General features: G+C 49.1%; 21 protein-coding genes and 1 riboswitch. Of the genes, 17 read left to right on the forward strand and 4 right to left on the reverse strand.

Annotated elements, in window-relative coordinates; all coding sequences use genetic code 11:
• Nucleotides 1-2 precede the first annotated feature (2 nt).
• Nucleotides 3-668: a sulfite oxidase-like oxidoreductase gene (locus tag ACFVS2_RS24805; protein WP_173623282.1), complete on the forward strand. Its 666-nt coding sequence runs from the start codon at nucleotides 3-5 to the stop codon at nucleotides 666-668.
• A gap of 1 nt (nucleotide 669) precedes the next feature.
• Nucleotides 670-1,395, forward strand: coding sequence for a nucleoside phosphorylase (locus tag ACFVS2_RS24810; RefSeq protein ID WP_390238664.1), 726 nt, complete (start codon nucleotides 670-672; stop codon nucleotides 1,393-1,395).
• Between the two features lie 326 nt (nucleotides 1,396-1,721).
• Here the strand turns inward: ACFVS2_RS24810 and ACFVS2_RS24815 are convergent, their stop codons facing one another.
• Nucleotides 1,722-2,048 (reverse strand): ArsR/SmtB family transcription factor, encoded by a 327-nt coding sequence (locus ACFVS2_RS24815; RefSeq protein WP_005827573.1) that lies wholly within the window; start codon nucleotides 2,046-2,048, stop codon nucleotides 1,722-1,724.
• Nucleotides 2,049-2,072: 24 nt separating this feature from the next.
• The gene (locus ACFVS2_RS24820) at nucleotides 2,073-3,797 is read right to left on the reverse strand and encodes a SulP family inorganic anion transporter (RefSeq protein ID WP_390238668.1); all 1,725 of its coding nucleotides are present in this window, start codon (nucleotides 3,795-3,797) and stop codon (nucleotides 2,073-2,075) included.
• Nucleotides 3,798-4,095: 298 nt separating this feature from the next.
• Here ACFVS2_RS24820 and ACFVS2_RS24825 point away from each other — a divergent pair, with 298 nt between their 5' ends.
• From ACFVS2_RS24825 to ACFVS2_RS24855, 7 genes are read left to right on the forward strand one after another with little or no spacing between them, the layout of a single operon-like run.
• A complete protein-coding gene (locus tag ACFVS2_RS24825) occupies nucleotides 4,096-4,695 on the forward strand; it encodes a glycerol-3-phosphate responsive antiterminator (RefSeq protein WP_007720024.1) in 600 nt (199 codons plus the stop codon).
• Nucleotides 4,673-5,335, forward strand: coding sequence for an HAD family hydrolase (locus tag ACFVS2_RS24830; protein WP_390238672.1), 663 nt, complete (start codon nucleotides 4,673-4,675; stop codon nucleotides 5,333-5,335). Before ACFVS2_RS24825 ends, ACFVS2_RS24830 begins: the two co-directional genes overlap by 23 nt.
• A 6-nt stretch (nucleotides 5,336-5,341) precedes the next feature.
• The gene (locus ACFVS2_RS24835; protein WP_390238675.1) at nucleotides 5,342-6,409 is read left to right on the forward strand and encodes an ABC transporter ATP-binding protein; all 1,068 of its coding nucleotides are present in this window, start codon (nucleotides 5,342-5,344) and stop codon (nucleotides 6,407-6,409) included.
• A complete protein-coding gene (locus ACFVS2_RS24840) occupies nucleotides 6,409-7,365 on the forward strand; it encodes a carbohydrate ABC transporter permease (RefSeq protein WP_390238678.1) in 957 nt (318 codons plus the stop codon). Before ACFVS2_RS24835 ends, ACFVS2_RS24840 begins: the two co-directional genes overlap by 1 nt.
• Before the next feature lie 27 nt (nucleotides 7,366-7,392).
• Nucleotides 7,393-8,220 (forward strand): carbohydrate ABC transporter permease, encoded by an 828-nt coding sequence (locus ACFVS2_RS24845; protein ID WP_007720517.1) that lies wholly within the window; start codon nucleotides 7,393-7,395, stop codon nucleotides 8,218-8,220.
• 32 nt (nucleotides 8,221-8,252) lie between these two features.
• Nucleotides 8,253-9,581, forward strand: a complete 1,329-nt coding sequence (locus ACFVS2_RS24850) for an ABC transporter substrate-binding protein (protein ID WP_390238681.1) — start codon at nucleotides 8,253-8,255, stop codon at nucleotides 9,579-9,581.
• Nucleotides 9,582-9,611: 30 nt separating this feature from the next.
• Nucleotides 9,612-10,331 (forward strand): glycerophosphodiester phosphodiesterase, encoded by a 720-nt coding sequence (locus ACFVS2_RS24855; RefSeq protein WP_390238684.1) that lies wholly within the window; start codon nucleotides 9,612-9,614, stop codon nucleotides 10,329-10,331.
• A gap of 64 nt (nucleotides 10,332-10,395) precedes the next feature.
• On the opposite strand, the gene ACFVS2_RS24860 is transcribed toward ACFVS2_RS24855, so the two are convergent.
• Nucleotides 10,396-12,384: a methyl-accepting chemotaxis protein gene (locus ACFVS2_RS24860; protein ID WP_390238686.1), complete on the reverse strand. Its 1,989-nt coding sequence runs from the start codon at nucleotides 12,382-12,384 to the stop codon at nucleotides 10,396-10,398.
• A gap of 119 nt (nucleotides 12,385-12,503) precedes the next feature.
• Nucleotides 12,504-14,222, reverse strand: a complete 1,719-nt coding sequence (gene ggt, locus ACFVS2_RS24865; protein WP_390238689.1) for a gamma-glutamyltransferase — start codon at nucleotides 14,220-14,222, stop codon at nucleotides 12,504-12,506.
• A gap of 181 nt (nucleotides 14,223-14,403) precedes the next feature.
• Nucleotides 14,404-14,492: riboswitch (cyclic di-GMP riboswitch) on the reverse strand.
• A gap of 249 nt (nucleotides 14,493-14,741) precedes the next feature.
• Here ggt and ACFVS2_RS24870 point away from each other — a divergent pair.
• From ACFVS2_RS24870 to ACFVS2_RS24905, 8 genes are all read left to right on the forward strand, one after another.
• Nucleotides 14,742-15,359, forward strand: coding sequence for an SET domain-containing protein (locus ACFVS2_RS24870; RefSeq protein ID WP_173619784.1), 618 nt, complete (start codon nucleotides 14,742-14,744; stop codon nucleotides 15,357-15,359).
• 79 nt (nucleotides 15,360-15,438) lie between these two features.
• Nucleotides 15,439-17,106 carry a glutamine--tRNA ligase/YqeY domain fusion protein gene (locus ACFVS2_RS24875; protein ID WP_217367747.1) on the forward strand — a complete coding sequence of 556 codons (1,668 nt, stop codon included), beginning with the start codon at nucleotides 15,439-15,441 and terminating at the stop codon, nucleotides 17,104-17,106.
• Nucleotides 17,107-17,227: 121 nt separating this feature from the next.
• A complete protein-coding gene (locus ACFVS2_RS24880) occupies nucleotides 17,228-18,562 on the forward strand; it encodes an APC family permease (RefSeq protein WP_390238693.1) in 1,335 nt (444 codons plus the stop codon).
• Between the two features lie 666 nt (nucleotides 18,563-19,228).
• A complete protein-coding gene (locus ACFVS2_RS24885; RefSeq protein WP_390238695.1) occupies nucleotides 19,229-19,834 on the forward strand; it encodes a QueT transporter family protein in 606 nt (201 codons plus the stop codon).
• Nucleotides 19,831-20,727, forward strand: a complete 897-nt coding sequence (locus ACFVS2_RS24890) for an energy-coupling factor ABC transporter ATP-binding protein (protein WP_390238697.1) — start codon at nucleotides 19,831-19,833, stop codon at nucleotides 20,725-20,727. Before ACFVS2_RS24885 ends, ACFVS2_RS24890 begins: the two co-directional genes overlap by 4 nt.
• A gap of 125 nt (nucleotides 20,728-20,852) precedes the next feature.
• Nucleotides 20,853-21,668 carry an energy-coupling factor ABC transporter ATP-binding protein gene (locus ACFVS2_RS24895; RefSeq protein WP_390238699.1) on the forward strand — a complete coding sequence of 272 codons (816 nt, stop codon included), beginning with the start codon at nucleotides 20,853-20,855 and terminating at the stop codon, nucleotides 21,666-21,668.
• Nucleotide 21,669: 1 nt separating this feature from the next.
• Nucleotides 21,670-22,458, forward strand: a complete 789-nt coding sequence (locus tag ACFVS2_RS24900; RefSeq protein WP_390238701.1) for an energy-coupling factor transporter transmembrane component T — start codon at nucleotides 21,670-21,672, stop codon at nucleotides 22,456-22,458.
• A 16-nt stretch (nucleotides 22,459-22,474) separates the two neighbouring features.
• A complete protein-coding gene (locus ACFVS2_RS24905; RefSeq protein ID WP_390238703.1) occupies nucleotides 22,475-23,323 on the forward strand; it encodes an alpha/beta fold hydrolase in 849 nt (282 codons plus the stop codon).
• Nucleotides 23,324-23,346: the final 23 nt, after the last annotated feature.

Genomic DNA, 23,346 nt, shown 5'->3' on the forward strand with positions numbered 1-23,346 from the left:
ATATGAACAAGGCAGATCGGATCAAAAAAATGAAAGTACCCGCCCCAGTGGGACCGGGTCTCGCCAGACGACTTCCGCCAGGACAAATCCTGACAGAGCGCTTTCCCATTTTGCATGAGGGAGACGTGCCGGTGTATGACATGAACGAATGGACACTGCGCGTTTTTGGAGAGGTAGACCGGGAAGTGACACTCTCCTACGAAGAGATCATGGCGATGCCACAGGTGACAGTGACGAGCGACATTCACTGCGTGACGCGCTGGTCCCGTTTTGACAATGCGTTTACAGGCGTGCGTTTTCGTGATTTTTTGCAGGCGATTGGTGTGACTCCGCGAGCGAACTTCGTCATGCTGCACGGTGATCACGACTATACTGCCAATGTGCCGCTCGCTGATCTGGAGCGTGATGATGTGCTGCTGGCTCACTCCTTTGATGGAGAGCGACTGACGGACAAGCACGGCTGGCCGCTTCGCCTGGTTGTTCCTCATCTGTATTTCTGGAAAAGCGTGAAGTGGATCAGAGGAATTGAATTTATGACGGAAAACAAGCCCGGCTTCTGGGAGCAAAATGGATTTCACCTGATCGCAGACCCGTTCCGCGAAGAGCGGTTCTCCGGTGAAGCGTTGCCGATACCAGAGGATGAGTGGGAGAAAAAGGAGTTCGATTGAGATGTTGACGAATCTAAAGGTAGATCCAGAACAACTGCCAAAGCGCGTCATTGTGTGCGGTGATCCAAAACGTGCAGCCTTGATTGCTTCGAAACTCGACGATCAGCGCCAAATTGGGGAAAACCGCGAGTATCACAGCTATGCGGGTACTTGGAAAGGCGTCGAGGTAGCGGTAGTGAGTCATGGGGTAGGCGCACCTGGAGCAGCGGTATGCTTCGAGGAGCTGGCGAAGGGCGACGTTCAGGTCATCATTCGCGTAGGAACTGCCGGGTCATACCAAAAAGAAATCGAGACAGGCAGCCTCGTCATCAGCTCCGCAGCGGTTCGCCAAGACGGCTTGACCAGTCAGTTGGTTCCGGCGGGCTTCCCGGCTGTTGCCAATCGCCATGTCGTGGACGCGCTTGTACAAGCAGCAGGAGCAAACGCATCAGACTTGAAGGTATTTGAAGGAATCACGCTGACACTCGATGTCTTCTACAGTGGAGTGTTGGAGTTCCCGCACAAGCTGTACCAAAAAGCTGGCGTTTTGGCAGTCGAGATGGAAAACACCGCTCTCTTCGTGATTGCGGCGCTTCGCGGTATGAAGGCAGGCTCCATTTTGGCAATCGACGGGTATGCAGATGCAGACCTGCTCGAATCGTATAACCCGCATACCGATGTGATGGCAAAAGCCATTGAAGCAGAAGCGTTGATCGCACTGGATGCAGTCATTGCCGTTTCCCAGTAACAATAGGTAAGCCCAGGACGTTTTGGAGGTCCTGGGCTTTTTTGTAATAGCGGTTAAGTTTTAAAAGGCATCGATGAACCAACAAAGCTGGCGAGAAGAAAAAGCACAGAGCTCGTAGACCTTGACAACGCCTACCCAGTCGGAACTGCAAAAAGGGGACCCGCTTGTCGAACACTTCTTCCTTGAGAAACTTCCGCCCGTAGGGTGGCTTTGGCTCGACGGTCCCCTTTTTGCAGTGTAGACGGTCAGTGAATCCCCCTTGCGGGCGTGTCAGAGGAGAAGAAAACTGTGCTTTTTCTTCTCCTCCCCTATGTTGACCCAAGAGATTATTCCTCGTTAAACCGATCCAGCATAGAGATCGTATCAATCAGATGATTGTTAAAAATTTGTCTGGCCACACTCAATAGCTCGATGATCATCGGATCACGCAGCGAGTAGGTGACTTTGTTTCCGTCCTTCGTTCCGTACACGATATTATTGTTCCGCAAAATGGCGAGCTGTTGGGAAACAGCGGAGCCTTCACTCCCAATGAGTGTCTGAAGCTCGTTTACATTCTTATCACCTTCCGCCAGCAGCTCCAGAATTCGAATCCGCAGGGGATGTCCCAACGCCTTGAAAAAATTCGCTTTAAATTGTTGTAGTTCCAAATTCAATGATAGGTTCCTCCGATCGTAACATCATGTGGAAGTTTCAGTAGGAGCGGACAGGCGCGCGCATTCGCGGAAGGCAAAATGCTTGCATCCGAGGCACTTCCCGGTATCCAGTAGACTGAGGGCATACGCTATCGCGTCTCCAGTATGAGTGAAAAAGTGAGCTTCGCCTATGAGGCCATATAGCCCCGTACGCTGCAAGATTTTCTTGGGGCCAGATTGGATTCCGGAAATAAGGACTGTTGTCCCTTGGTCCATACATTGTTTCACAATCCGGGACAAATTCGCTTCCCCGGTCATGTCCATCAGGGGGACTTTTCCCATCCGCAGCAGCAATACCTTTGGATGTCGCTGAAGGGTTTGCATGAGGGAGCTTTCAAACAAGTCGGCATCCCCGAAAAACAGTGGACCCTCAATCGTGTAGATGCTGATTTGCGGGCAATCGTGCCCCTCGGTAACCATATGCGGCATGACCTTGTCGTTCTTGGAAGAGGGATCAGGCAGCACCTGAGCTACCCGCAAGCTATCGCGCGTTCGTTTGACAAATAACAGGATAGACAGCACCAACCCCACTTCAATAGCGACGGTTAAATTGGTGAAAACGGTCAAAAGGAAGGTGAGCACCAGCACAAGAGAATCGCTCGTCTTCGCTTTTAGCATGTGGGCAAATTCCTTGCGCTCACTCATATTCCAGGCAACCAGCATCAAGATCGGCGCCATACTCGCCAACGGAATATGCGAGGCGTAAGGGGCGAACAGCACGAGGATCAGCAAAACAACCAGACCATGAATGATGCCAGACATGGGGGAGGTTGCCCCGGTTCGAATGTTAGTGGCTGTTCTCGCAATCGCGCCAGTAGCCGGAATTCCCCCAAATAACGGAGTCGCGATGTTGGCGATTCCTTGGCCGATTAATTCCCGGTTGCTGTTGTGGCGACTGCGTGTCATTCCATCGGCGACGACAGCTGACAATAAAGACTCTATCGCTCCTAGTATAGCAATGATCAGGGCTGGACTCAGTAACTTTTGGACACGTTCCCATGTGATTTCAGGAAAATGAAAGCCGGGTAATGTACTCGGTATCTCTCCAAAGGTAGAGCCAATCGTCGCTACCTTTCCTTCCAAAAAGAGGACGGAAACGACACTAGCGACTACGAGTCCAACGAGAGAGGCCGGTATGCTACGGAAGAATCGGGGAGTCACCAAAATAAGGGCGAGACTCAAAATCGCAATGGCTACGCTGTATAGATTAATCGTGTTCAGATGAAGGACGATTTCCCTCATGTTGGACAAAAAATCCTCATGTCTTTGCAACTGCTCCAGACCGAGAAAGTTGGCAATTTGACCTGAGAAAATGATAACGGCAATCCCCGAAGTGAATCCGATGATGACAGGGCGCGGAATGAATTTGATCAGCCCGCCCAGCCGTAGAATCCCCATGAGAACAAGGAGAATCCCTGCCATAAATCCAGCGAGGAGCAAGTCTGCATAACCGTATTGCATGACGATTGCAAATAATATCGGGATAAAAGCGCCAGTAGGTCCTCCGATTTGGTAGCGGGAACCGCCAAAGAGAGAAATCAATATGCCGGCGATAATGGTCGTGTAAATCCCGTATTCAGGCTTTACTCCGGAGGCGATAGCAAATGCCATCCCCAATGGTATCGCGATAATGCCGACGATTAACCCTGATACACAGTCTTTTCGAAAGGAAACGAGATCGTAGCCTTCGAATCTTGGTGCCCACTTCATGATTGCAACCCTTCTTTTCGTATTTTCGAATATTTGATTATTTGAATATAGATGGATCATACATCCACTCTTCCATTCCGTCAATTCCATCCTTACATGAACTTTTCCGTTTATTAACATTCGCTTCAAGATTCCTTAACGCTCGTACAGTAGTATTCAAAGTAACAAGTGAACACATCCCTTCGGTTGGAGCCATGGAGAAACCCCCGACAGCCTTTCCAAGCACTTTCATCGAGAGTTCTTTGGTATTGTCATGTCGCAGGGTTTTTTGTCTTGGGCATAAGGAGGCTTAAAGCGAGTGAACCAGGAACAATTTCATGCAAGACTGGCACAGTACAAGCTGATCGCTTCCGTAAAAGAAGCGAAGCACCTGGAAAAAGCGGCAGAGGCAAATTTGAGTGCTGCGGTACTCTCGATTGGCAACATTGGTGTGATCAAAGGCTACGTGGATTATTTCAAGTCGAAAAATATCCCTGTATTTCTTCATTTGGAGCGGATTGGCGGAATCAGTCATGACCGGGAAGGCATCGCATTTCTGGCGCATTACGTCAAGCCAGACGGGATCGTCACTACGCGCAACACACTGGTCAAGCTGGCGAAAAAGCAAGGCCTGCTGACGATTCAGCGTTTGTTTTTGGTTGATAGCGACTCGATTAAATCAGGCCTAACCTCCTTGCAGGAAACACAGCCTGACGCTGTTGAGCTGATGCCTGGTTTGCTGCCGGAGTTTATCGAAGAATTCAGAAGTGTGATCGATACCCCGATCATTTCTGGCGGGCTGATTCGCAAGCGGGAACAGATGGAGGAAGTATTAAAGCATGGAGCGACTGCTGTTTCAGTCGGAAGTCCCCTGCTGTGGAAGGAGTGTAAGAACCTTGATTCAAGCGTTGTTATTTGATTTGGACGGGACCTTGCTGGACAGTCGGGATGCGGTCGTGGATGCCGTTGCTTTTACGGCTGAGCAGTACGCACCGGGACATTTTAGCAGGGAAGAGCTTCTTGCGCGTTTTGGCGAATCATTTGATGATTTTTTGGCGGCAGTTGCTACAGCAGCAGGTGTCCCTGACAAAAAAGAAGTGCTGCAGAGATACTTCGCCTATGTACGGGAGCATCATGAAGAACACGTCAAACTGTTTCCGTTTGTTCGCGAAGGGCTGGAAAAGCTGAAGGCGGCGGGCTTTACGATGGCGATCGTCACGAACAAGCAACGAGAGTTTACATTGGCTGGTCTGGAGATGGCAGGGATTGAGCATCTGTTTGAGGCCATCGTCACCGTCGATGATGTATCACGAGGCAAGCCGTCGGCTGAGCCTGTACAAAAAGCTTTGGGGGCAGTAGGTAAAAGTCCCGAGCAAGCCATGATGATCGGTGACAGTCGCTACGATGTACTGGCTGCGGTAGGAGCGGGTGTGCAATCTGTCGTGCTGGAGTGGTACGGACAAGAGAAATGGCTCTACGCTTCTCCAGATTACCGCTACGCCGATTTCGAGACATTTGTTACGGAAATGCTGGCCGCAAAAGCACAAGGAGGGAAATAAAAACAGATGGCACGTGTGGTGTTGGAGCAGGTAACGAAAGCCTTTCAGAATCAAAGCGTGGTCAAAGGATTGGATTTGGTCATTCCAGACGGCTCCTTTACGGTTCTGGTAGGTCCGTCCGGCTGTGGGAAATCAACCACACTCAGGATGATCGCTGGCTTGGAAACAGTGACGGACGGCAAAATCATAATCGGTGATCAAACGGTGAACCAATTGCCACCTGGCAAGCGTGATATTGCGATGGTTTTTCAAAATTACGCCCTCTACCCAACAATGAACGTGTATGACAATATCGCCTATGGCTTGAGAAACCGTGGAACATCGAAAAAGGAATGTCAGGTGCTGGTAGAGGAGATCGCGGAAATCGTCGGGCTATCCGATTATCTCAAACGCAAGCCTTCTCAGCTCTCCGGTGGCCAAAGGCAACGTGTTGCACTCGCTAGGGCTATGGTGAAAAAACCAAAGGTCTTCCTGATGGACGAACCGCTCTCTAATCTCGATGCGAAGCTGCGAAATCAGATGCGTGTGGAATTGACCAGTCTGCACAAGCAGCTCGGCAGCACCTTCATCTACGTGACACATGATCAGGTAGAGGCGATGACCATGGGCGATCAGATCGTCGTCATGAATGACGGACACATTATGCAAGTAGCGACCCCGATGGATTTGTATCAGGAGCCGGAAAATCTGTTTGTTGCCCAATTTATCGGTTCTCCGCCGATGAACATTGTTTCAGCGGAGGGCAAGAGCGAGCACGTATGGGGATTCCGCCCGGAAAAAGCAGTGTTGTTGCCTTCTGCTGTATCTGCCATTACGAGCGAAGAGATGTGGAACGCACGAGGTCAGGTCGTATCCAGAGAAATTCTTGGCTCAGACACGCTCCTGCATGTAGAGACGGAAAAAGGCAGGGTCATCGTTAAAGCGGACTCGGAGGTAGCGATGCAGGTCGGCTCCTCGGTCACCGTCACTGTACCGTGGGAGTACATATATGTGTTTGAAAAAGGGAACGGAAAACGAGTGGGTCGCATGAGCGGACGAGAGCCTGTATCGGCACGTGCAGGAGGGGATAGCTGATGCGAAAAGCGGCAACTGTACAGGAGTTGCCGGGTGTAAGGCAGTCGAAAACAGAAGTGCGTCCGTCGGCATTTGCATGGTCTGAGCTCGCATCCCGACTACGTCCGTACTTGTATCTGGCACCCGCATTGATTTGTTTTATCCTGTTCTTCTTTTACCCGATTGGCTCGATCATTTATTTGAGCTTTCAGGACTGGTCATTGATCAATTTGGAGCAAATGGAATGGGTAGGCTTGCAAAACTATCAGGACTTGATGGTAGACGGAGATTTTCATCAAGTATTGGGAAATACCGCGGTCTTTACCATTGCGACAGTGGGGATCGGCCTGACGCTATCCTTCCTGCTCGCACTCTGGCTGAACAAAAAGGCAAAGGTGTACGGCATTATTCAGGCGACTGTTTTCAGTCCTCACATCATTTCGTTGGTATCTGTCTCGATGCTGTGGATGTGGCTGATGGACCCTCAGTTTGGCCTGTTGAACGCAGGACTGGAAGCGGTCGGATTGCCTGCGTATACGTGGCTGACTGACCCAAAAAGCTCCTTGTTGTCACTGATTATCGTCAGCATTTGGAAAGGTGTCGGCTATAACACGCTCATTTTCATCGCAGGCTTGCAAAGCATTCCGGGCGATATATACGAGGCAGCAGCGCTCGATCAATCGCCGTGGTGGCGGACGCTGAGACGGATTACGATACCGATGCTGTCGCCGACGATTTTCTTTTTGCTCATTATCAATACGATCTCATCCTTTCAAGCGTTTGACACGATTGCCATTATGACGCAGGGTGGTCCAATCAATAGTACGAACATGCTTGTCTACTACATTTACGAGCAGGGCATGGACTTCTACAATGGCGGGATTGCTTCGGCTGCCTCTGTCATTTTGCTGATACTGGTAGGGATTTTAACAGCTGTGCATTTTCTGGTGATGTCCAAGCGCGTGCATTATCGTTGATGAACTCGTGATGAAAGGAGGAGCAGCATGTATCGAGTGGTTTTGGCTTCACGCAAGACCGTGGAATGGATTGGGCTTTTGATCGTGGCTTTCCTGTTTGTTTTCCCGTTTCTGTGGATGGCATCGACGGCTTTCAAAACGATGCCAGAGGTCCGGCAATTTCCCCCGACGCTTTTGCCTGAGACGTGGGAGTGGAGCAACTTCGCCCAAGCGTGGGAATCAGGTCCGTTCCTTATGTATACGTGGAACAGTATTCTGGTTGCGGTAGGCATTTTGATCCTCCAATTTTTAACGGCGGTGCCTGCGGCTTACGCTTTCGCACGTTACAAGTTTCCCGGTCGCAATCTGTTGTTTGGTCTTGTCTTGATTGTCTTGATGATTCCCGGACAAGTCATCTTTTTGCCGATTTACGTGCAATTGAGTGGCTGGGGACTCGTCAACACACTATGGTCGCTCATCCTGCCGTACGCAGCTAGTGCATTCGGAATCTTCCTGCTCAGGCAAGCATTCATGCAGGTGCCCGATGAAGTGATCGAGGCAGCACGCCTGGATAATGCGTCCGAATGGAAGATCATGTGGACGATCATGGTGCCGATGGCGAAACCTGTGCTAGTCACTTTTGGACTATTCAGCTTTATTTACCACTGGAACGACTATTTCTGGCCGCTGATTATGACCAACAGTGACGAGGTGCGCACCTTGCCGATCGGAATATCCAGCTTGCACATGTCCGACGGCGGCACATTGTGGAACGTCATGATGGCGGGCAACATGATTCTCATTCTACCGATTCTCGTCATTTTCTTCGTGGCACAACGGCATATTATCAAAGCGTTCATCTATCAATCCAAATAATAAAAGAGAGCTCTTAGGGAGGAAATCAAACCATGTTTTCAATGAAAAAGACTGGTACGATTCTATGTGCATTGACTATCGGTTTGTCAGGAGTATTGGCTGGATGCGGATCATCTGGTAAAGAACAGTCTACAAGTACAGGTAGCACTTCTCAGCCAGCAGCGTCTACAGCAACCAGCGGCCCTGTCCAAATTGATTTCTGGTATGCGTTGGGTGGCGTTCGTGGGAAAACAATTGAGGATATGGTCAAAAAATTCAATGAAACACATAAAGATATTATCGTCAAACCAACCTACCAAGGTGCGTATCAAGAGAACCACTCCAAAGTTCTGGCATCTGTAGCAGCGAGTAACAATCCAGATGTCACGATGGTCGAGATCGCTTCGATCGCAGCATTTGCGGATGCAAAGGTTTTGGAAGATTTGACACCCTACTCGCAAGGGGATGAGAAGAAGTACATTCCTGGTCTTATGAAAAACTCTTATTGGAATGACAAACTGTACGCAGTACCATTTAACCGCTCCACTCCACTGCTGTACATCAACCGTGATATGTTAAAGGAAGCAGGACTTGATTCAAACGGTCCGAAAACATGGGATGAGCTCGTCAGCTTTTCTCAAAAGCTGAGCAAAAAAGAAGGAGACAAAATTACCCGGTACGGCTTCTCGACACCTGTTGATATCTGGTTCTACGAAGCGCTTGTTTTCCAAGGCGGGGGCAACATCCTGAGCGAGAACGGCAAGGAGCTGACGATCAACAACGAAGCAGGAAAAGCACCGCTTGAGCTCTGGTCCAAAATGGTGAAGGAAGGCATCATGAAAAACCCTCCAGGAGAGAACTACAATGCGTGGGATGTAGCAGAGCAAGACTTCCTGAATCAAAAAGTGGGCATGATTTTTACCTCGACAGGTTCCTTGACGGAATTGAAGAAAAATGCCAAATTTGACATGGGTGCAGCTTTCTTGCCAGCCAATAAAACGTTTGGTACGCCAACGGGCGGTGCGAATCTCGTGATGCTGGCGAAGTCGACCGATGCGGAGAAAAAAGCAGCGTGGGAGTTCATGAAGTGGATGACGGATACCAAGCAAACAGTTCCGTGGTCAATCGCTTCCGGTTATATGCCTGTCACGACAGAAGCAATTGATTCGGCTGAAATGAAGGCATTCTACGAAAAAGATCCAAACTTCAAGGTCGCAGTAGAGCAACTGCAATACGGCTATCCTCGTCCAATGGCTCCAGGCTACAAAGAATTGCAGGATGTGATTCAAAAAGAACTACAGCGTGCGATGCTCGGCCAAGCGACTGTAGATGAAGCGATGCAGGCGGCGACGGAAAAAGGCAGCAAGCTTTTGAAAAAATAACAGAATCGAAGCGATAGAGGAGCTGGCGAAATGAACATTTGTATGGCACATCGCGGGTGGTCAGGCAAAGCCCCGGAGAATACAATGACAGCGATTCGACTGGCTTTGGCAGAGCCAGCTATCAAAGCAATGGAAATTGATGTTCAACTGACGCGTGACGGTGTTCCGGTGCTGATTCATGACTTTACGCTGGAACGCACGACCAATGGCCGCGGTCTGGTCATGAATCATACCTTGGCGGAGCTGCGTGAGCTGGATGCAGGGAGCTGGTTTGGCGACAAATTTGCGGGCGAGCGAATCCCTACACTAGAGGAAGTCCTGGTCGCAGTAAAAGGTCGCTGCACGCTAAATATCGAGTTGAAAGCAACAAGTGACATATACCCTGGTATCGCAGAAAAGGTGCTCGCGCTTTTGGAAAAGCATGAGATGAAGCAAGCGGTGCATGTGACTTCATTTGACCATGATTTGATCCGTCACGTCCGCACGCTCGATCAAGAAGTAGAGACAGGCCTGATTGTATATGGCCGCCCTGTACTCATGCTGGAACAGATGGAGGCAGCAGGTGCTACGATTCTCTCCATGGGATATCCGTTCCTGACTCGTGAGCTAACTGTAGCCGCGATCGAAAAAGGCTTCAAAGTCATCGCGTGGACGCTGGATGATCCGAAGCATATCCGCGAAGTCATTTCGTGGCATCCTCAGGTTCAAATTTGCACGAACCATCCTGACCGGATGTGGGAGTTTGTGTAAGCGCAAGCAGGAAAGAGCCGCCGGGCAACATGCCAGGCGGCTTTCCATGTTTTCGTTGTTTGGACTATATCTTGAATTTGCTTACATGCGATTGCAGTTCTTCGGCTATTTTTGCCAGAGAAGTAGCTGATGAATTGACTTCTTCCATAGCTGCCAGCTGTTCTTCTGTAGCGGCCGACACGCTTTGTGTTCCGTCAGCAGAATTCTCCGCTACTCCTTCAATGACACTGACCAATTCTACCACCTGTTTGGTGCCAAAAGACATTTGCTCAGAATAAGCCTTTACTTCTTGAATTTGGCTTGCCACCTGCGTGACAGCATCTTGGATCTGTTCGAAGGACTTGCCTGCATTGTTAACAACCGTAAGTCCAGTGGCGACCTCTTTGGTGCCCTGTTCCATCGAAAGGACAGCCTGGTTTGATTCGAGCTGAATCGTCGTAATCAACAGTTTGATCTGTTGCGCGGATTGCGCGGACTGTTCAGCCAATTTGCGCACTTCGTCTGCCACAACGGCGAATCCGCGCCCCTGTTCACCAGCTCTCGCCGCTTCAATAGCTGCGTTAAGCGCTAACAGATTTGTTTGTTCAGCTATGGCGGTGATGACTTGTACGATTTGTCCGATTTCCTGCGAGCTGTTTCCTAATCGTTTGACGATATCAGCAATGTTACCGACAGTGTTCTCGATCGATTGCATCTGGCTGATAACGACCTGAAGGGCCTGATTGCCTTCCACTGCAATTTGGGAAGCGTCCAAAGCCGATTCGGCAGCTTGCTGTGCATTCGTGGCAACCTGCTGAGCCCCTGTTGATACGCCTTGAATGGCGGTGACACTTTCCTCTACACTCTTCACTTGCTTTTCCGCACCATAAGCTACTTCCTGAATCGTTATTGCGATTTGCTCGGTAGCCTTGCTCGTATGGTCGGCGTTGACCGACAATTCCTCTGCTGAAGAAGCAAGATCTGAAGCTGTATCATTTACTTGTTGAATAATTGTTCGCAGGTTGAGCACCATTGTGTTTACTGATTGGGATAGCTGTCCAACCTCATCCTTGGTTCGAATTTGCAAGGGTTGTACAGTCAGTTCACCCTCGGAAATGCGGTTAGCCACAGAGGCAACTGCCGCAATAGGGCGTGAGATTTGCCGGGAAACAGCGTATGCGATTGCGATCACGACAGCAACAACAACGATGACAATGATCGTAACCATGGTGGTAACGGAGGAAACCGCAGACGTTATGGATTCGACAGGGATATGCAGATACAAACCAAAGTTGGTCTTGGGAATGGGGGAATAGGTGACTACGTATTCCTCGCCATTGTCCGAGTAGCTGTATGAGCCCTTTTCTGTTTTTCCTGATTTAAGGATTTCCATTAATGGTTGCGGCAGAGAGGATTCCTCAAGCGGTTTTCCGATCAGATCCTGGGTAGGATGGTACTGAATCTGGTTCTTGTTATCAACGAGAATCGGATAACCATCGTTGCCTACTTTCAAATTCTTGAGAAATGTAGCTGTGAAGTCATCTACATTGACGAGCCCCGTCAAGACACCAAGCTTCTCATTGTTTTTTGCTTTTACAGGGGAAGCGACGATGATGGAGCGATTGCCGGTTGTCTTCGCAACAAGAACATCGGAGAAGCTGGGTTTGTCCTGCATACCGTCTTTGAAGAATTGGCGCTCGCTTAGATTGATTCCAACGCTTTTGGGGAACGTATCAGCCGTTACTTTTCCATCGCTTGCGATATACGTATTTCCGTCATACAGTTTCATTTCCTCGGTAAACTTGCGGATGAATTCATTTTTTGCCGCTGCATCATCGGATTGAATATCTGAGGTACGGGCTAAAATCTGAATTTCTGTCATACGCCGGTCCAGATATTGATCCATAGCTATGGCCGTACTGGAAGTAAGGTCAACATAGGATGATTTTTGTTTATCAATCAGAATGGATGAAAAGCTGTTCGTGATAAACACCGAAACGGCAGTAAGTGGAATGACGGCCACGATGAGAAACCAAAGGATCATTTTGTTCCTGAGTTTGTTGAACAAAAACATAGGATTGTTCCACTCCTAATCCGTGATTAAGATATTTCTTTCCTTGTGAAAAGCTGTCTACCACCAGGAAATATAATAAAGGTAGACTGCTGAGATTAACTCAGCAGTCTGACAAAATATCAATATCCCATTGCTGCGCCTTCACCGCGAGGGTCAGCACCGCCAAATTTTACATTAGTTTGCGGGTCAATCAGGATTGCGCCGGACTGTCCCATCGTATCGGTATAGGCTGCTTCCAGCTTTTCGACTGGATGTCCACGTTTAATTAACTCGTCCAGGACTTCTTGAGGGATGCGGCTTTCCACCTTGAGATTGTTGGAAGCAGATCCCCAGTTGCGTCCATGCAGCCATCTTGGCGCTTCGATTGCGTCTTGCACGCTGAAACCAAAGTCGATGATACGCGTGACGAGAGCGGCTTGCGTTTGCGGCTGTCCTTCTCCCCCTTGTGTTCCGTAGAGAAGATAAGGCTTGTCCCCTTTAAAGAGCATAGCTGGGTTAATTGTGTGGAAGGTGCGTTTTCCTGGTTCCAAGTGATTGATGTGTTTAGGATCCAAAGAGAAATAGCTTCCGCGGTTTTGCAAAAGGATGCCCGTATCTTTCGCTACGATACCGGAACCCCAGTCAAAATAGTGACTCTGAATGATGGACACTGCATTTCCATCCTTGTCGACGATCCCGAACCAGGTTGTATCGCCTTTTGGATCAAGCGGTTCTACGGATTTGGCGGCTTGTTTCATATCAATGCGCGCTGCTAAATCTTTCCCGTGCTGCTTGGACAACAGCTCATCCACAGGGATATCCACAAAGGCAGGGTCAGTCAGCCATTTATCGCGGTCAGCAAAAGATTGTTTGGTAGCTTCCACAATCGTGTGATAGTAATCGGGTGTTCCTTCACCCATGCTCTTGAGGTCAAAATTGTTCAAAACATTAAGAATAGAGAGCGAAGCCATGCCTTGGGAGTTAGGCGGAACGTTGTACGCTTTATAACCACGGTAGTCTACCGAAATTGGATCTGCCCAAGTGGAGGTGTGCTTCTCAAAATCCTTCAACGTGAGCAATCCACCGTTGGCTTGCATGTCTGCTACGATTTTTTTAGCAACTTCTCCTTTATAAAAACCGTCAGCACCTTTTTTTGCAATGATTCGCAAAGTATTGGCAAGATCCTTTTGTTTGAGAATCTCGCCTGCTGCATAGGGATCGCCGTTGGGCTTCAGGAATGTTTTGCGGAATCCATCAAAACGTTGAAGATTCTTCAAGTCATTGTCAGTTGGATCTGTTGCGTATTTCGTCCAATATACTTGGTTGGGGGAGACTGGATATCCGTTCTGGGCGTATCCAATGGCAGGCTCCAGCAGTCTGTTCCATTGAAGCTTACTGTTGCCCATGCTTTTATGGGCGTAGTTGTACGCCTCCCACCAGCCGGAGACGACACCAGGGACAGTGTTTGCCGATTCATAACCGCGGGACGGGATTTTTTCGTAGCCTTTGTTTTTGTAATAGTCGATGGTTGCTTTTTCGCCTGCACGACCACTGCCGTTCAGCGCCTTCAGCTCTTTTGTTTTGGCATTGTAGATGAGCCAGAAGTTATCTCCGCCAATGGTTGTGTAATGAGGATAGACGACAGCTAATGTGGAAGCGGCTGTAATTGCAGCATCTACTGCATTTCCACCGTCTTCCAATGTCTTCAGGGCCGCAGCCGTAGCCAGATAGTGAGGAGTCGTCACCATTGCGTTCGGTGACATCGATGTTGGACGGTTAGCAGCTTGTGCTCCAGAGAACGTTGATAGCCCGATGACAGCAGTCAGCGCGACGGTCGAGAGTTTCTTCCAGAATGACATTCCTATGAAACCTCCTTCATGATGAATAGAATAATAATTCATTAAACCGGCTATCCGCTGTTGCCTCACCTCCTTTAAAAACTAAAAATACACAAACATACAAAAATAGACAAAAATAGACATTATGAGCGCAAAAAAAGACCAATGATATAGGATCATTGGTCTCGTCCTACATCAATACTTCGGTAGCTGGCAAGCGTGTCCGCTGTTGCGGAGGTAGCCCCTGTAGCTTTGCGTCGCCGGATTTCCCCGGGTATGCCGTTTCGATATCAATGGATGAAGTAGAAAATTGACACATATACTGATTCGATCGTTGTGGGAAAATGTTCCTAAAACTCCGTTTGCCAATAATATAGACTATTTACCATTTGTGGTAAATAAGAAAAAATATTTTAATCCAGAAAAATAGTGAGAAATGTTATGGGGAAGGTTGTTTTTCGCAGACATTCACACACCTCCTGGGGCAAAACTGCTTATGATGATAAAAAGGCACATTCGCCAAGGAGTGAAACAAAGACCATGATGCATCCCGATACAGAATTGCGCTATATCAACGATGAGATCGGGTACGGTGTGTTTGCGACAAAGTTTATCCCAAAAGGAACGATTGTATGGGCACAGGATAATTTGGACCAGGTATTGGACCCTGTATTTGTGGAAAGACTTGACTCATTACGAAAACAGGACGTACAAAAATACTCCTTTAAGAACCAGTTCGGAAAGTACATTCTTTGTTGGGATAAGGCAAGGTACGTGAACCACAGCTTTCATGCGAATTGTGTGCCGACCATGTATGATCTGGAATTGGCTGCACGGGATGTTTTGCCGGGTGAAGAGTTGACTGATGATTATGGGACGTTGAATCTGGATGAACCTTTTGATTGTTTGCCCGAGTCCGACACGGACCGCTCCCGCGTAATGCCCGATGACTTGCTTCGGTATTACCCGCAGTGGGATCGGATTGCTGCGGAAGCATTCCAACGTTTCAATCATGTTGAACAGCCTTTGCTGCATCTGATTTCCCCGAAGCATCTCGAAACGATTCGTGGGATCACGGAGCAGCGCTTAGCCATTGATTCTGTCATTCATCTGTATTGCAGGTCACAATGGCAAACGAGGCAGCAATGGAAGACGTGAGCGGGTCGGTCAACGACCCGATTTTGTTGAACTCTGAGTAGAGAATCAGTATTATGGAATGTAAAGGTGAAGTGAAAGGTTGATTTCATTGGAAAACAAGGTAGCGGCATCCAATTTTATCCGCAATATCATGATTGATGACTTGCAAGAGGGCAAAGTAAAGGAAATCATTACCCGCTTTCCCCCAGAACCGAACGGGTATCTTCATATTGGACATGCAAAAGCAATCTGCCTCAACTTTGAGTTGGCACGTGAATTTTCCGGCAAGGCCAACCTTCGATTTGACGATACCAATCCGGTAAAGGAAGACATCGAATACGTAGAGGCCATCAAAAGGGACGTTCAATGGCTGGGCTTCGAATGGGACGGGTTGTTTTTTGCATCTGATTACTTTGAAGAGATGTACAACCGTGCGGTGCTGTTGATTAAAAAAGGTTTGGCTTACGTAGACGATCTGTCTCCCGAAGACATGCGTAAAATGCGTGGAACATGGACAGAGCCAGGCACAGATAGTCCGTTCCGCAATCGATCTGTGGAGGAAAACCTGGATCTGTTTGCACGGATGCGCCAAGGGGAATTCAAGGACGGAGAAAAGGTGCTGCGTGCGAAAATCGATATGGCTTCTCAGAACTTCAACATGCGTGATCCGGTTCTGTATCGAATCTCCCATGCAACGCATCACAACACGGGAGACAAATGGTGCATCTATCCGATGTACGACTTCGCTCATCCGTTGGAGGATGCCATTGAGGGCGTGACACACTCCCTGTGCTCACTGGAATTCGAAGATCATCGTCCGTTGTATGACTGGGTAGTCCGCGAGTGCGAAATGGAGAAGGTACCACGCCAGTACGAATTTGCTCGCTTGAACCTGACCAACACCGTTATGAGTAAACGCAAGCTGAAACAGCTTGTCGATGAGAATGTAGTAGACGGCTGGGATGACCCGCGCATGCCAACCATCGCAGGCTTCCGTCGTCGCGGCTATACACCAGAAGCGATTCGTACATTCGCTCGTGAAGTAGGGGTAGCGCGCGCTAACAGCACGGTTGACGAGAAAATGCTGGAGTATTTCATCCGTGAGGACCTGAAGCTGAAGGCACCACGTACGATGGCTGTTTTGAATCCGTTGAAGGTCGTCATCACGAACTATCCGGAAGGACAAGTCGAGATGCTTGAAGCGGAGATCAATCCAGAGAACCCAGAGATGGGCAATCGTCAAATTCCGTTCTCCCGCGAAATCTACATTGAGCAGGATGACTTCATGGAAAACCCGCCGAGCAAGTATTTCCGCCTGTTCCCGGGAAATGAAGTGCGTCTGAAGCACGCGTACTTCATTAAGTGCAATGACATCGTGAAGGATGCAGATGGCAACGTGATCGAGATCCATTGCACGTATGACCCTGAGACGAAGAGCGGCAGCGGTTTTACAGGTCGCAAGGTAAAAGGTACGATCCACTGGGTGGATGCAACCAATGCAGTTCCTGCTGAATTCCGTCTGTACGAGCCATTGATTATGGATGATGAAGACGCAGAGGGCACATTCCTCGACAACGTTAACCCGAATTCGTTGGAAGTGCTGCAAGGCTATGTGGAGCCAAATATGAAAGAAACCAAGCCACAAGACAAGTATCAATTTTTCCGTCATGGCTATTTCAATGTCGATTCGAAGCATACGACAGATGATAAGCTCGTATTCAACCGGATTGTATCGTTGAAGAGTTCCTTTGAACTGCCAAAAGCATAGGAAATACCCATATAAATCAAGCGCTGCTGTGCATGGAGAACCCGTGTGCAGCAGTGCTTTTTTCTTTCGTGATTATAAATCAGCGTGTATAATTATTCTGTTACAAAAAGGGGGACAGGCAGTGAACGGGAAAGCAGAACTAACACGTAGTTTGAAGTTGCGACATATTGTCGTAATTGGACTGGGCTACATGGCCCCGATGGCCGTTTTTGACACCTTTGGCATTGTTTCTGGAGATACGGGGGGGCACGTTCCTGCTGCTTATGCAGTCACACTTCTTGCGATCCTGTTTACGGCGGCAAGCTACGGAAAGATGGTACGGCTATTCCCTTCAGCAGGGACCGCATATACGTATACGCAACAAACGATTCATCCCTATGCAGGATTTTTGGTAGGATGGGCGTCTTTGCTGGATTATTTATTTTTACCGATGATTAACGCCTTGTTGACGGGAGTATACCTATCATCCGTGTTTCCTGACGTGTCGACCGCGTGGTGGATTATTGGTTTCATTGTATTGGTGACGGGGTTAAACGTATTTCGCGTAACGGTAACTGCATCCGTTAACTCGATTCTGGTGCTGTTTCAAGTCGTGGTCGTCGTGTTATTTGCGGGATTGGCAATCCGTGTTCTGATGCAAGGTGACGGGCTTGGGCAAGTATTCAACCTGCGTCCATTTGTGTCACCGGATATGTCTGTCATTGCACTGCTTTCTGGTGCGTCGATTCTTTGCTTTTCCTTCCTTGGCTTTGATGCAGTAACCACGCTAACGGAGGAAACCGTCGATGCAAAAAAGACGATTCCTCGCGGGATTATGCTCGTAGCAATCGCAGGAGGAGCGTTGTTTATTACGGCATCTTATTTCATGCAATCATTATTTCCTGATGTTTCGGTATTGTCTGATCCAGAAGCGGCCTCTGCGGAGATTGCTTTGTTTATCGGTGGGACGATCTTTCAATTGGTGTTTTTAGCGGCAGCGTTGTCTTCGACACTAGCATCCGGGCTCGTATCTGTCACGAGCGTAACGCGCTTATTGTACGCAATGGGACGAGATGGATTTTTGCCGCGACGCTGGTTCGGTTATGTACATCCGAAGCTGAGAACTCCCTTGCTTAACGTCCTGCTGGTCGGAGCGTTGATGCTGCTCGCTTTGTATATGGATTTGTTAACGGCAACTTCCTTTATTAACTTCGGCGCTCTGATCGCCTTTAGCTTTGTGAACATCAGCGTAATGGCATACTATTTCCGCAAACAAAAGAACAAGCATATCAAGGATTGGTGGGGCTTCGTGTTGTCTCCATTCATCGGGACAACGTTCATCGCCTTTCTATGGGTCAACCTGGAAGCAACGTCCATGATGCTTGGCTTGCTCTGGACCTTTGTCGGCTTGATCTATTTGTTGTATTTGGTAAAGGTCAAGAAAACCAATTTGGAAATGGTGAAGTTTGAGGAGTAGAGTGGCTGTCGTGGAGAAGAAGTGCATTTCCAGTCTTCGCTTCGGCCTCCGCCCCGCAAGAGGGATTGACTGTCCGCTCCAGAATAAATGGCGGGAGCGCTTCAAACGTAGAAGTTTCGAGGAAGTATTTCATAAGTGAAGCTGAAATTCCCCGCCATTTATTCCGGAGCTAGGTTGGGCTCCAGAGGCGCTTGGACTGGAAATGCACTTCTTCTTACGTGGCTTTGGTAACAATATTTGAAAGTGAATTCAGGATGGGAGAGAACAATGATTCTCTCTCTTTTTATTGATTTTGATTCTCCCTAATCAAAGCAAGAGAACAGCAAGCAGCTCGCAGAGGAAACAGGAGAAAACAGCGAAGATCTTAGGGACACCGACCGAGACGGAATACAAAAAGCGAAACACGCCCTTAAGCGTCCACCTCTGAAACACATCCTGAACCGACCACTTTGGACGCGGTTTCGCTTTTTGCATGGAGTCGGGCAGTCAATCCCCCAGGGGGTGGCCCTAGAAGCTGAGCGTTTTCTCCTGTTTCCTCCCCACCACTACAGCCAGATCAATGTGATGTTTTACCCACCCTCTTCTAGACGATCCAGAAAAGAGAGAGTAAACTGGCTACAGGAATATTCCAAACATTAACACTTGACACAAGGAGGGGTTATTCTGATGCTCTCAAATCTGTTTCGGCGGAAGTGGACGACGGTAGATTACGTCCTGATTGTCGTCACTGCCGCGCTCTACGCTGTTGCCATTATTATGCTTGCCAATATCAAGCTCATTCCTTCCGTACCGATCCGTCCGGCCAATGCCCTTCAGCCCGTATTTGGCATGTTATTCGGCTTGCCGGGATGCATTGGTCTTGCCTTTGGAAATATGGTTAGTGATTTGTTAACCGGAAGCGCACCGCCTCATGCGATTGCGGTCGGTTTCTTTTCTAATTTTATGGGTGGTTTTATCGGGTTGCTTGCTGTGAGTCACCCTGCACTGAAAACAAAACGCAGCGTTCTTCAATATATCGTGTTTGTTGTCATGATCAGCTCGATTGTGGTAGCGTGCGCGATTTTGATTAACGTGGCACTGGGTCTAACACCAAAAGAAGTGGCGGTCTGGTACATCCCAACCGTGTTCTTGAACCAAGCCATTTCAACCGCGATTCTGGGACCAATCCTCTTGAAGCTGTTGTACCCATTCGTGAAGCGCTCTGGACTTTATCGGGGCCGTCCCTTGCAGGAATTCAACTATCTCGGGAATGAAAGCAGGATCGCAAGGTGAAAACAGAACCATTGCTGCGAGTAAACGGAGTCTATTGGCACTATGAAGAGGGAGCACTGCCTGCGCTAACTGACATTCATCTGGCTCTTTATCCAGGGGAAGTAGTCGGCGTAGTTGGACCTGCTGCCGCAGGGAAAACGACACTGCTATTGACGATGTCAGGTCTGATTCCATCTAACTACGGTGGACATTTCGTGGGGAGTGTCGAGTCCACAAGCGAGCAAGGCATCGTCTTTCAGGACCCGGAAACCCAGTTCATCGGGCTGACTGTAGAAGAGGAGCTTGCCTTCTCGCTTGAGAATGTCGGGTGGTCGGACGAGCGAATTGAAAAAAGAATGGCAGAGGTACTCGATCTGATCGGATTGAACGGCTTTGCTGATCGTTCACCTCTTGAGCTATCGGGGGGAGAAAAGCAGCGGGTGGCAATTGCATCCGCTCTTTCCCACAGTCCGCAGATGCTCATATTGGATGAGCCTACTTCCGAGCTGGACCCGGTGGGAGCGCGGGAGGTCTTTTCGCTTCTTGCACGGCTGAAGCAGGAAAAAGAAATGACGATTGTGGTATCGTCCCATGCGACAGAAGAGCTTGCGGCCTTTTGCGACCGAATGATTCTGATTGCCGAGGGGGAAATCGTATTGGACCAGCCGACTCGCCAATTTTTTGCTCAAGTGGACGTGTTGGACGAGCATGGCATATTGGTCCCGGATGTAATCCGACTCTATCACATGCTATGCCAGGAAGGCGTCATGTCGGCGTCCTCTGCTGGTGTGCCTCTGACTGTTGAGGAGCTGGTACTCCACTACAATTGCGAGTTCAAAAAATCGACTTTTCAGCACCGAGAAAGTGACGAGAAGCTGAAGAGGGAGGAGCGGAGTGTAGGGGCACCTACATGAGCACCGGACATCGAAGGTGAACGTCACTTTCGATGTGACGAAGCATTCAGAGTTGCTTCGTGATCAAAAGACGATTTTTTGAACAACCACTACCAGGAAGCACGGCTCGTTCGGGAGGGAAGCATGTGAGTGTCGTCATTGAGTTCGATGAGGTCTGGTATGGTTATGAAAAGGAAAAGCCGGTGCTGCATGGCGTTTCGCTCCAATTGAAGCAGGGAGAATTCGTCGCGATCATCGGGGGAAACGGTTCCGGTAAAACGACGTTGGCCAAGCATTGTAACGGTCTATACAAGCCGACGCAGGGTACCGTCAAAGTGAATGGTCTCGATACCAAGACGATGAGCGTTGCCCAACTATCGAGAATCGTGGCGTACTGCTATCAAAATCCTGATCACCAAATCTTTCATTCGACCATAAAGGCAGAGGTAGCATTTGGGCCCAAAAACATGGGCTGGCCGCCTGAAAAAATAGAGCAAGCTGTCGCGGAGGCGTTGGCAGCAGTGGGATTATCCGACAAGGGCGAAGAAGAGCCCCATTTTTCGAGCAAAGGCACGCGGCAAAAGATTGCGGTGGCTTCGATCTTGGCGATGAAGCCGCAAGTGATCGTGCTGGACGAACCTACGACCGGTCTCGATTACCGAGGCATGCAAGAAATGATGGAGCTGGTGCGGCATTTGCACGCGGAAGGCCATACAATTGTCATCATCACGCATGATATGCGTCTGGTAGCGGAGTACGCCCAGCGAGTGATCGTTATGCATAAAGGAAAGCTGCTATGCGACGGGGACCCACAACACGTATTTTCGCAGCCGCAAGTATTAGCTGCTGCCCAAGTAGAAGCGCCTGCCATGTATCGTTTCGGGAAAGCAGTGGATGTCCATGATCCGATTCCGCTCACGTTGACAGCGATGAAAAAACAGCTGCTGGGGGAGGGGATCTAAGATGAAGAATGCCCATCCGAGCTACGCGCTGCTTGTATTCGTGCTGCTGGGCTTACTCCCTTTTTTATTCCAGGACCCACGTGCGCTAATTGTTCTGTTGGCGATAAACATCGCACTGATTGCCAAGCTGGGCTGGGAGCGCTCCATGATTAAGGTGTACGTATTGGTTGGTGGAATCGGTTCGTGCTTTGCTGTGATTACGTGGCTCCCATTTACCAATGTAGGCACTCCGTACTGGAGCAGCACCATACCGTTGATCCACTATCCCGTGCAAATCACGGATGTCGGTGTCTTATGGGCATTGGGAATGGGACTTCGACTGGCAAATGTCGCGTTATTATCGATGTACTATATGTTTACAACTTCGCCCAGAGAAATAGCGATGGGACTTCGCGGGATTGGCGTTCCGTTTTCGATCAGCTATTTGCTCTCGCTCATTTTTCGCTTTATTCCCCTCGTCAAAAATGATTTGGCGATCATTCGGGAAGCGCAGATGGTACGAGGGATGTCGACGAGCGAAGGAAATGTTCCAGAACGCATCAGGAAGTACAGCTACTTGCTCGTACCGCTCATCTTCAACTCACTCAAGCGTGTACAACTGATCGCCAATGCATTGGATGCCAAAGGCTTTCGCATGCGTAACAGTCAGCATCGGTTTTACCGCAGCAAACGGTGGAAAAAAACAGAAGTACTTACACTAGTGGCTGGTGTATGTATCGTCGCAGCACTGTTTTACATCGCCAGGCTACATCCAGATCATATTGGCGTGCTGATTCCGGGGCGTATTTAGTAAGGAGGCAGGCAAAATGAACGAAGCATTGTTTTCGCATGTCAATCGTTTGCAGGTAGTAGGGGGCACGCTGGAGTACGGCGTCACCGGAAAGCCACATGCACCTGCACTGCTACTTTTGCATGGCATTCGTAACACCAAGCTACTGTTTGCACCCATCCTGCCAGCATTGGCAGAGCGATATCGGGTGATTGCGGTAGATATCCGTGGTCATGGGAATTCTGTGAGCCAGGGTTCCTTTTCGTTTGAGCAAATCGTGACGGATTTGATTCAACTCTTGGAGAAAGAACAGCTCGAACAAGTGACGATTGTCGCAGCGTCCTTTTCTGCTGTGCCTGCCCAGATGCTTGCGATTCGCGAGCTCAAGCGAGTAGCTTCGCTCGTATTGCTGGATGGAGGCTATTATTCCTTGGGAGAAGTGCCCGGGTTCAATAGGGAGAAGGTTGTTGAGCGGCTGGCTACCACGCGGTTTTCTTCCGTAGAGGAAGCGGAAAGGCAGTTCGCAGAGCGGTATGGTACGAGAGTGATGCCAGAAGGCTGGATGCAAGACGAGCTTTTGAAAAGGGAAGACGGCAGCTACGAATACCGTTTGCCGAGGGAGGCGTTCTCGGCCTATTTCCAAGAGTACAGCGTCTATAGCCAACCGGAATTGTTCCAACAGCTGAGATGCCCCGTGCTATTACTGCTTGCTGACGACAGCTTATTGTCAAAGGAAGAGCAGCAGTTTCATCGACAGGCAGTCGCCAATTACCAGAGGATTGTGAAGCAGGCCAAGGTGAAAATGATACCGGAGGCACAACATTTGCTGATGGTGACGCACCCGCAAGAGACCGTTAACGAAATCCATGATTTTTTATCGAAATAAGGAAGGGACAAGCGAGTATGCTT

The organism is Brevibacillus sp. NPDC058079 (assembly GCF_042885155.1).
Taxonomy (GTDB): domain Bacteria; phylum Bacillota; class Bacilli; order Brevibacillales; family Brevibacillaceae; genus Brevibacillus.

Excerpts from the sequence above, each read along its gene's own strand:
- ACFVS2_RS24855 (WP_390238684.1), top strand. The coding sequence starts at position 9,612 with ATGAACATTTGTATGGCACATCGCGGGTGGTCAGGCAAAGCCCCGGAG.
- ACFVS2_RS24905 (WP_390238703.1), top strand. The coding sequence starts at position 22,475 with ATGAACGAAGCATTGTTTTCGCATGTCAATCGTTTGCAGGTAGTAGGG.
- ACFVS2_RS24900 (WP_390238701.1), top strand. The coding sequence starts at position 21,670 with ATGAAGAATGCCCATCCGAGCTACGCGCTGCTTGTATTCGTGCTGCTG.
- ACFVS2_RS24805 (WP_173623282.1), top strand. The coding sequence starts at position 3 with ATGAACAAGGCAGATCGGATCAAAAAAATGAAAGTACCCGCCCCAGTG.
- ACFVS2_RS24835 (WP_390238675.1), top strand. The coding sequence starts at position 5,342 with ATGGCACGTGTGGTGTTGGAGCAGGTAACGAAAGCCTTTCAGAATCAA.
- ACFVS2_RS24820 (WP_390238668.1), bottom strand. The coding sequence starts at position 3,797 with ATGAAGTGGGCACCAAGATTCGAAGGCTACGATCTCGTTTCCTTTCGA.
- ACFVS2_RS24860 (WP_390238686.1), bottom strand. The coding sequence starts at position 12,384 with ATGTTTTTGTTCAACAAACTCAGGAACAAAATGATCCTTTGGTTTCTC.
- ACFVS2_RS24810 (WP_390238664.1), top strand. The coding sequence starts at position 670 with ATGTTGACGAATCTAAAGGTAGATCCAGAACAACTGCCAAAGCGCGTC.
- ggt (WP_390238689.1), bottom strand. The coding sequence starts at position 14,222 with ATGTCATTCTGGAAGAAACTCTCGACCGTCGCGCTGACTGCTGTCATC.
- ACFVS2_RS24845 (WP_007720517.1), top strand. The coding sequence starts at position 7,393 with ATGTATCGAGTGGTTTTGGCTTCACGCAAGACCGTGGAATGGATTGGG.
- ACFVS2_RS24840 (WP_390238678.1), top strand. The coding sequence starts at position 6,409 with ATGCGAAAAGCGGCAACTGTACAGGAGTTGCCGGGTGTAAGGCAGTCG.
- ACFVS2_RS24870 (WP_173619784.1), top strand. The coding sequence starts at position 14,742 with ATGATGCATCCCGATACAGAATTGCGCTATATCAACGATGAGATCGGG.
- ACFVS2_RS24885 (WP_390238695.1), top strand. The coding sequence starts at position 19,229 with ATGCTCTCAAATCTGTTTCGGCGGAAGTGGACGACGGTAGATTACGTC.
- ACFVS2_RS24850 (WP_390238681.1), top strand. The coding sequence starts at position 8,253 with ATGTTTTCAATGAAAAAGACTGGTACGATTCTATGTGCATTGACTATC.